At 37.3% G+C, this 1,135-nt stretch carries 3 protein-coding genes and 1 pseudogene; 3 read left to right on the top strand and 1 reads right to left on the bottom strand.

The window, feature by feature from the left end; genetic code table 11:
* A partial coding sequence (locus tag AC1DJR_RS30790) for a helix-turn-helix transcriptional regulator (protein WP_477004346.1) occupies positions 1 to 149 on the bottom strand: 149 nt, incomplete at its 3' end.
* Positions 150 to 335: 186 nt separating this feature from the next.
* On the opposite strand from AC1DJR_RS30790, the gene AC1DJR_RS30785 reads away from it, so the two are divergent.
* The 3 genes and pseudogenes from AC1DJR_RS30785 to AC1DJR_RS30775 all read left to right on the top strand — a co-directional run.
* Positions 336 to 638, top strand: a complete 303-nt coding sequence (locus tag AC1DJR_RS30785; protein WP_477004345.1) for a hypothetical protein — start codon at positions 336 to 338, stop codon at positions 636 to 638.
* On the top strand, positions 635 to 817 hold the full coding sequence (locus tag AC1DJR_RS30780) for a hypothetical protein (protein WP_477004344.1): 183 nt from the start codon (positions 635 to 637) through the stop codon (positions 815 to 817). The genes AC1DJR_RS30785 and AC1DJR_RS30780 overlap by 4 nt, the downstream gene beginning before the upstream one ends.
* A 115-nt stretch (positions 818 to 932) precedes the next feature.
* Positions 933 to 1,135 (top strand): annotated as a pseudogene (locus AC1DJR_RS30775) (FtsK/SpoIIIE domain-containing protein); the annotation flags it as partial.

Genomic DNA, 1,135 nt, shown 5'->3' with positions numbered 1-1,135 from the left:
ATTCTGTATGCTGTATCGAAACGTGGTGTAGTACGATTCTTAACAAGTGAACTTAAAGTGGAATCGTCAATACCAATGAGTTTAGCGAAATCGCCTTGTTTAATTTCTAGTTCAGCAAAAATGATTTTTAACCGGCATTTAAATTTCATAAATAATCACCTCAATGCAATATGTTCTACAACGACAGATTAACTCCTTTGAAAATAGTACAGGCATTCAGGCAAAAAAAATTGTCTGGACACGCAAAATCTAACATCTAAGTCATATACCTATATCAAGACCAAAAGGAATACCAAGTGGAAATAAGGACATCAAGAGGGGAAAGGTGAGCAATGATGAGGTGGCAATATGATTACTTGAATGACACACCGTATTTGTATTCATCAAAAGAGCTGAAAAGTATGTTTAAGGAGTCCAGGGGGAAAGGCGAGACTAAGTCAATCTTAAACCATATGGAAAGACACGAGGTATTTAACAATAAAGAATATCGCGGTTATTACAGCTTATCAAATGACATTATGGAGGATCTATACGGAGATGAGGAGGAAATCCTTGAGTGGGAGGAAGTAGTTAATCAGTATCAACCGGTTCTCACATCAAAAGGATTACAACTAAAAAGAAAGAGGGATTCGATATGACACTTGCTGGGGAAGCTATAGTAATTTGGACGGCGACAGGTTTGTCTGTGGTGGCGATGAAGGCAGCTGAGAAAATGGGGATGAGTGTTCCACATTGGCTTCCACGTATTACGATGTATACGACTCTTACAGGCTCGTTTTTGTATCTTCTACGTTATGTGCTAATGGTGTTTCTTTGAAGGAATGGAACCTGGAATCATAGGACATTTTGCTATATAAGAAAAATAACTTGTACGTAAATCTTCCAGTAAAGAGCAACTATATCCTTTAAGGATATATAAGGAGTGAACCCCTATGCTTGAATTGTTATTAATACCTGCAGTTTCGCTCGGATACGCTTTGGTAAACGATAGATTAAAAGGTAAAGAGGATGATAGAAAGAAAATACAAGTGTTCTTTGAAGTGAGTGGAATTGCCATTAGGAAGGATGAGAAATTACATTATCCAGTTTTTCTTGAGCGAAAAGAAGATGATCGTAGTACGACATATGTGTACAG

The sequence above is a fragment of the Bacillus sp. 05T31 genome, from assembly GCF_056396725.1.
This window is presented reverse-complemented; position numbering and strand designations above follow the sequence as displayed.